We start from the raw sequence: 6,926 nt of genomic DNA, 5'->3' as shown, positions 1-6,926 counted from the left end.
GAGCATGCCGTTAGGCAGTGCGTAGCGTTAGCGAAGCACCGAAGCGAAGCGTAGTGCGGAATGCCCCGACCCTTGCGCAGCAAGGGGCACGCCCAAAAAGAAAAAAATCTACCTAAAAAACATAAATCAAACTACTGCACACAATACCACAAAAGTTGTTGAAAAAAGTTTTATTCTACCTTACACTGTTCTACCTGTTGGATATTATATTCCCAATCGGCATGTATCATAATGGCTTTTTTAAGTCCAAGTTTTCTTAAATGCTGCTCTATTTGGCTTTTGTTTATGTTCATATACACGTTCCGTTCAGCATAATACATTACTTGGGGCGAAATAGTGGTACTACTGTACAAAACTAAAACCTCATCACTCGGGCTAAAAGACACTAATTTGCTTGCAAAAGCTTGTATTTTGTTTGTTTTTGGAATAGAAACACTTTTTGCAGTCATATACAATGCGTTTGCTACTAGTATTATGCTGCTAATCCACACACTAAGCCTTAATTGCCTTTGTTTTTCTATCAAAATAGCCCATACTATCAAAATGACGATACTTGTTTTAAGGATAGAAAAGTCATTTTCTGCGGTAAAGTTCAAAAATATCCAATGGTGCAATATAACTGCCCAAAAAGTAATTCCTAAAATTATATAAGCCTTTTTTAGCTTGTCTTCCTGTTCTTTACTTCTTTTTGTAATCCACATCAGTGTTATAGCAGGTATAACGGGATAAAAATGCGCTATATAAGAATGCAGTATTGTTGTGTAAGTGTTTAATTCCCAACGAGAAAAGTAAAGATTTGTATCAGCAACTACTCTTTGCGACGCTTTTTGTAAAAGCGCCTGCCAAAGTGCTTTTGTACCTGCTATTTGGGCATATATCCAAAAAGTTAAAAGTACACCGCTTGCCGTGCAAAATATCCAAAATAAAATATGAAGTGTTTTTGTCTTTCTACTCAATTGCGAACTTCTCAAAGTATAAAAAACAATTGTTGTACACAAAAAAAAGCCTATCCACTCTGTAAAAGTAAGTATAAACAAAGCTAATCCTACCCAAACAGCAGACGAAAAAGAAAACCTGTTTAGGTAGAATTGGTATGCTATCAAAACTAACATAATTCCTATTTGAGCGGCTATATCACAAAAGTAGGCTTGAGTATGATACCGCATAGATATGGGTAAAAAAAAGTATGCCGCACCAGTAAAGGCTGCTGTTTGTACAGAAAATTGCATGCGTAATAGCAATTGATATATCAAAATTCCTATCCAACATTGTATCAAAAGTGTTACTATTTGTAAAAAAAGTTCATTGGGCTCAATTTTTAGAACGGATATAATAAGGTACAGTACATAAAAGGCAAATGGGGGATAAGAAACATAGTATCCATTTCCTTTTTTATCCATTATCCCAGGAATAAATGGGATGTATTTATCTGCTTTTCGGTAAAATGTGTAAGGTAGTCCGTAGTGATGTGTTTGAATTCCTTCTTTTTGCCATATTTTCAAAATAATCAAAGTATGCCCTGCTAACCATTCTTGGTGTCCAAAACCTTCCAGTTTCTTTCCTAAAAAAGGCAGTCGAATACACACAGAAAAAGCAAAGGCAGCCCATACAGTCCAAAGACCTTTGTACATTTTTTCGCAAAAATCAAGGTCTTTGACTATACTTCAAAATGTGAGATGTAAAAAGTTATCGTTATCTTATGAAAGCAGCTCGTGTAGCGATTGTTCAGGTCCAACTACTCAATGATAAGTTTTTGACTCTTACCAGTTTTATTTTCACGGAGTATATACGTACCAGGGGGTAAGTCATTCAATTGAATGTAATTTGTACCTTGAAGGACTGTAAGAATACGTACAGTTTTTCCCTCACTATTGAGTAGTGCATACTCTTGTGTAAAGTTAGACTTGTTTTCTAGGTAAATGTAGTCAGATGTAGGGTTAGGATAGACATAAAACTCTTGTGTAAAGTTGGGAACTAAAACTGTTTGTATATTCGAGTAGTAGCTATTGCCGTCTTTATCTTTGGCATGAACACGATAACTTATTTGAGAGCTTGATAAATCTTTATCTAAATATGTATAGATAGGGTTGGTATCAGCTGCGGGTATAACAGCTATCTGTTGCCATTGTTGGTTAGAAAGCTTTTCTATTTGATAAACGTTAATATTAGAAGTCGTGCTATTCCATGTAAGTGAAATACTATGTTCGGTAGAGATATATGCAGCATGTAAAGAAATCCCTGAAATAGGTAATGGTGTAAGTCCTATTTTAGTAACAAACACATCATTTAATCCTCCTAGGGTAGTCTGATAGGCGCCGCTAGTTATATCGTAATTTGTAGAATTTGTACGACCTGTAACATAAGCATTGAAAGCGGCGTCTACAAACACATCAAAGCCTGTGTCATCGTTACTACCGCCTAAATAAGTAGAGTATTGTAAATGAACTCCATCAGGGCTAAGCATGCTAATAAACACATCATCATTTCCGCCATTTGTATTTTGGTAGGCATTCCAAGTAACATCGTAGTTATGCGAAGCTGTCCAGCCCGTAACATAAGCAGCCCCATGAGCATCTACGTATATGCTAATAGCTTCTTCGTTATTATTTCCGCCTAAGTAAGTAGAATAGACTAAGCTGCTAAGTAAAAGGTTCATTTGAGTTACAAATACATCTCTGTTTCCTCCGTTTGTGGTTTGGTACACGCCTGGTGTTATATCAAAATTAGATGATTCAGTAAAACCTGTGATATATACGCCTGTACCTTTAAGAGTTAAGTCATTAGCTTCGTCCCAGCCACTACCGCCAAGATAAGTAGACTGTAACAAAGTTGTACCTGTGGCATTTAAGCGAGAAACAAACGCATCTCCTGTACCACCACCATGAGTATTTTGATAAGATAAGGCTGTAACGTCATAATTAGTAGAATAGGTATAGCCCGTGATATAAGCTGTACCTGAAGCATCTACTGAAATATCCTCGCCTTCTTCCCAATTGCTTCCCCCTATGTAAGTAGAATAAATTAATGTATTTCCTGCTGAATTTAGCTTTGTAACTACCACATCTCGCCCACCTGCATTTGTATTTTGATATGCACCTGGTGTAATATCGTAGTTAGTAGAGCTTGTCCAGCCTGTTAAGTATAACTCCCCTGCACTATTGACAAAAATTCCGTTGGCACGTTCATCTGCACTACCGCCAATAAACGTAGAATAAATTAGTGCTGTACCCGTAGCATTAAGTTTAGTAACAAATATATCTGATGTACCTGATAAAGTAGTTTGATATGCGCCACTTGTTACGTCATAATTTGAAGAGAGAGTTCTACCTGCAATGTATATTGAACCTATGCCATCTACAAATATCCCATCACTAAAATCATCATTAGTGCCACCTATAAAAGTAGAAAAAATTAGAGATGTGCCTGTGTTATTGAGCTTAGTTACAAACACGTCAAATCCGCCAGCGTTTGTGGTTTGAAATACACCTGGAGTAATGTCATAGTTAATAGATGTGGAGTTCCCTGTAACATAAACGCATTCAGAAGGGTCTACAAACATGTCATTGCTGTGGTCATTATCTGTTCCACCTATGTAGGTTGAATAAACTATTGGGTCTATTATAAGGGTTTCAGAAGGATTATATTTTGCTATATCTATCTGCCATATTTCATTTTGTTTTACAAACTTGCTAGGAACAGTTTTGTACTGTTGATATGTTTTTAGTTCAGCCATCTCAACTTCTCCGAATATTGTAGTAAAGGCTAGTTTGTTAGCTCCTTTTTGATAGACTTTATCTTGTCCATACAGCTTGAAAGCAATTTGACTTGGGTCAGCATACGGATGTACAATAAAATCATAGCGTAGACTGCCTTTATCAAAATAGTACCGTATGTCAATACCTTCGTAAATGTTTTGAATTCGTACCTCCTTGTATAATCCTACGTAAGTGGCATGTTTTTTCTCATCGTTGCCGATAAAGTAGTTATAGTATCCTTGTTGTTGCTGCAGACCTTGTTTTACAGGATTAGAGTTTGAGTTTAGTAACTCAAAAATTACTCTATGACCTATTATATGGCTTACATCAACTTCATCTCTATGCTTTTTGGTAAAGTAGGAATGTCCAAAGGTTTTATCTTGTTCTACCTTGTAAAAAGTATAATTGACTCCATACTTTGTAATCCAGATATCCAATCCTTTTAATCGGCAAAGGTAAAAAACATCATTATGCCATTGCCCTTTATTTTCTATAAAAAATAATTTATCAGCAGCTTGGTTTTTAGCGATAAGTTTTTGTATCGCAAGCCATTCAAAGCATAGTAGAAAAAGTAATAGTAGTCTTTTCATAGAGTTAGTTACTTACCCAGCAAAGATAGGATTTTAACAAATAAAAATGCATTAAATTATGTAAAAAATTTTAAAAATTATTCAAACCTTTGTTTTAAGCATTTTTTATTCTTATCAAGTTCTAAAAACATACATTTTTTATTGTAAAAAGTAGATATTCTTGTATTGTAGGTTAGATTAATTTAGAAGCAAAAAATTGGCACGCTTACTAATTTTTTGTTTCATGCATGCTATCTGCTATGCTTTCTGTACTTGAACAAACGGAGGTTTTTTCAAAATAGCAGGGCTAAGTTTATCTCGTATTTTTATGTACACAACATCACCCTCTTTGTAACTGCTGGGTACATAACCTAATCCAATTCCTTGCTTTAATACAGGGGATTGTGTTCCCGAAGTAACTTTGCCTATTACATTACCTGATGCATCTGTAATTTCGTAGCCTGCGCGAGGTATGGCTTTATCTTGTTGCATCACAAAACCTATCAAGTGCTTTTGTACACCTTTTTCCTTTTGAGCTAAAAAAACTTCTGAACCTATAAACTTGCCTTTTTGAAATTTTGTAATCCAGCCCAATCCTGCTTCTAACGGAGAAGTTTCATCATTGATATCATTTCCATATAGACAGTAGCCCATTTCTAAGCGTAAGGTATCTCTTGCTCCAAGTCCAATAGGCTTGATACCAAATTCTTTACCTGCTTCTAAAATAGCATTCCACATTGAAGCAGAGTGTTGGGCATCAAAAAATACTTCAAAGCCAGGTTCGCCTGTATAGCCTGTGGCGGCAATAATCACATTGTCTATACCATTAAACTGTGTTCGTACGCAAGAATAATAGGTAACTTCTTTAAGGTTAGTAGAAGTTAGCTTTTGAAGGGTATGCAGAGCATTTTTACCTTGTATAGCAAACAAACTTGTACGAGCAGAAATATCTACTAATTCTACCTCAAACTCATTTTTGTGTTGATTTAGCCAATCCCAGTCTTTTTGAATATTGGCTGCATTAACTACCATCATGTATTGGGCTTCGGCTAATCTGTACACAATAATGTCATCTACAATCCCACCTTTATCATTAGGTAAGCAAGAATATTGCGCTTTATTTATAGTAAGTTTGCTTACATCGTTAGAAGTTACGTACTGCAAAAAAGGTAAAGCATCTTTGCCACGAATAATAAACTCACCCATGTGCGATACGTCAAAAATACCTACGCTATTGCGCACAGCAAGATGTTCTTCTATTTCTCCTGTATATCGCACAGGCATCTCAAAGCCTGCAAAAACGACCATTTTTGCCCCCAAAGATACATGAACATCATACAGAGCAGTTCTTTGTGTTGCCATAGCCCAAAATACGGCTTTTATACTTAAAAAAACAAACTTTGACTAAGCTGAAATTCAACTACTATTTAACTTATGTTCCGATTTAATTTTTTATATATTTGATTATCAATGTTTTACAGTTAAAGTCTTGGCAAGTTTTGAAAGTTTTTGTGAGCAAAATTGTGTATTTTTCACATTTATTTCTACTTTTGGCACTGCATATAATATATGGACTTTACCGAATTAGGCCGCATTTTAATTACTATCATCTCTATTGTAGGGGGACTTATTACAGCCGCAGCAGGCATGGTATATGCGGAGCGCAAAATAGCAGCTTTTATTCAACAAAGAGAAGGACCTAACCGTGTGGGACCTTGGGGATTATTACAACCTTTTGCTGATGTGCTAAAGCTTTTCATCAAAGAAGATATTGTCCCGAGCATCTCTAATCGTTTTGCTCACTTTTTAGCTCCTGTTATTTCGCTTTTGGTTGCCCTATCTGCTGTAGCCCTTATTCCTTTTGCTCACAATATCTACATTGCTGATGTAAATATAGGAATACTATATACTCTTGCTATTACTTCTATTGCTGTGTATGGAATTACGCTATCGGGGTGGAGTAGTAACAGCAAATATGCTTTATTAGGCGGACTACGATCTTCTGCTCAAATGATTTCTTATGAGTTGGCTATGGGAATATCAGTTGTTAGCGTAATTTTACTAACAAACTATTTTTCCACTCAAAGTGAGTATTTAAGACTAAGCAGTATTATAGATGCCCAAACAACAGTATGGAATATATTTCGTAACCCCATAGGATTTTTGATATTTTTTACCTGTGCCTTTGCTGAATGCAATCGTGCACCTTTTGACCTTGCTGAAGCAGAACAAGAATTAGTAGGAGGTTTTCATACTGAATATAGTTCTATGAAGTTTGGTACTTTCTTTTTGAGCGAGTATGTAAATATGTTTACAGCATCAGCCATCACAAGTATTTTATTTTTAGGCGGATACCGTATTCCTTTTCAAGGTCTATTCGCTGATAGTTTGAATCCCAACTTGCTCTCTATTTTAGAGCTTTTGATGTTCTTATTGAAAGTATCTTTCTTAATTTTTGTGTTTATTTGGGTGCGCTGGACTTTGCCGCGATTTAAGTATAATCAATTGATGAATATTGGTTGGAAAGTTTTTCTACCTTTGTCCATACTCAACCTAGTGGTAATTGCTGCTATCTTACTACTTATTTAGTTATTTAGAATCC

The 6,926-nt window shown here is 35.6% G+C and carries 4 protein-coding genes; 1 reads left to right on the top strand and 3 read right to left on the bottom strand.

Features of this window, described 5'->3' with window-relative positions:
* Positions 1 to 170 precede the first annotated feature (170 nt).
* From NZ519_02810 to gcvT, 3 genes are all read right to left on the bottom strand, one after another.
* The gene (locus tag NZ519_02810) at positions 171 to 1,631 is read right to left on the bottom strand and encodes a hypothetical protein (protein MCS7027673.1); all 1,461 of its coding nucleotides are present in this window, start codon (positions 1,629 to 1,631) and stop codon (positions 171 to 173) included.
* 104 nt (positions 1,632 to 1,735) lie between these two features.
* Positions 1,736 to 4,345, bottom strand: coding sequence for an SBBP repeat-containing protein (locus NZ519_02805; protein MCS7027672.1), 2,610 nt, complete (start codon positions 4,343 to 4,345; stop codon positions 1,736 to 1,738).
* A 237-nt stretch (positions 4,346 to 4,582) separates the two neighbouring features.
* Entirely contained in the window at positions 4,583 to 5,686 is a 1,104-nt protein-coding gene (gcvT, locus tag NZ519_02800) for a glycine cleavage system aminomethyltransferase GcvT (protein ID MCS7027671.1), read from the bottom strand.
* Positions 5,687 to 5,893: 207 nt separating this feature from the next.
* Between gcvT and nuoH the strand changes: the two genes are divergently transcribed.
* Positions 5,894 to 6,913, top strand: a complete 1,020-nt coding sequence (gene nuoH, locus NZ519_02795) for an NADH-quinone oxidoreductase subunit NuoH (GenBank protein MCS7027670.1) — start codon at positions 5,894 to 5,896, stop codon at positions 6,911 to 6,913.
* Positions 6,914 to 6,926 lie beyond the last annotated feature (13 nt).

It is taken from the genome of Bacteroidia bacterium (assembly GCA_025056095.1).
GTDB lineage: Bacteria > Bacteroidota > Bacteroidia > JANWVE01 > JANWVE01 > JANWVE01.
This window is presented reverse-complemented; position numbering and strand designations above follow the sequence as displayed.

Excerpts from the sequence above, each read along its gene's own strand:
- NZ519_02805 (MCS7027672.1), bottom strand. The coding sequence starts at position 4,345 with ATGAAAAGACTACTATTACTTTTTCTACTATGCTTTGAATGGCTTGCG.
- NZ519_02810 (MCS7027673.1), bottom strand. The coding sequence starts at position 1,631 with ATGTACAAAGGTCTTTGGACTGTATGGGCTGCCTTTGCTTTTTCTGTG.
- gcvT (MCS7027671.1), bottom strand. The coding sequence starts at position 5,686 with ATGGCAACACAAAGAACTGCTCTGTATGATGTTCATGTATCTTTGGGG.
- nuoH (MCS7027670.1), top strand. The coding sequence starts at position 5,894 with ATGGACTTTACCGAATTAGGCCGCATTTTAATTACTATCATCTCTATT.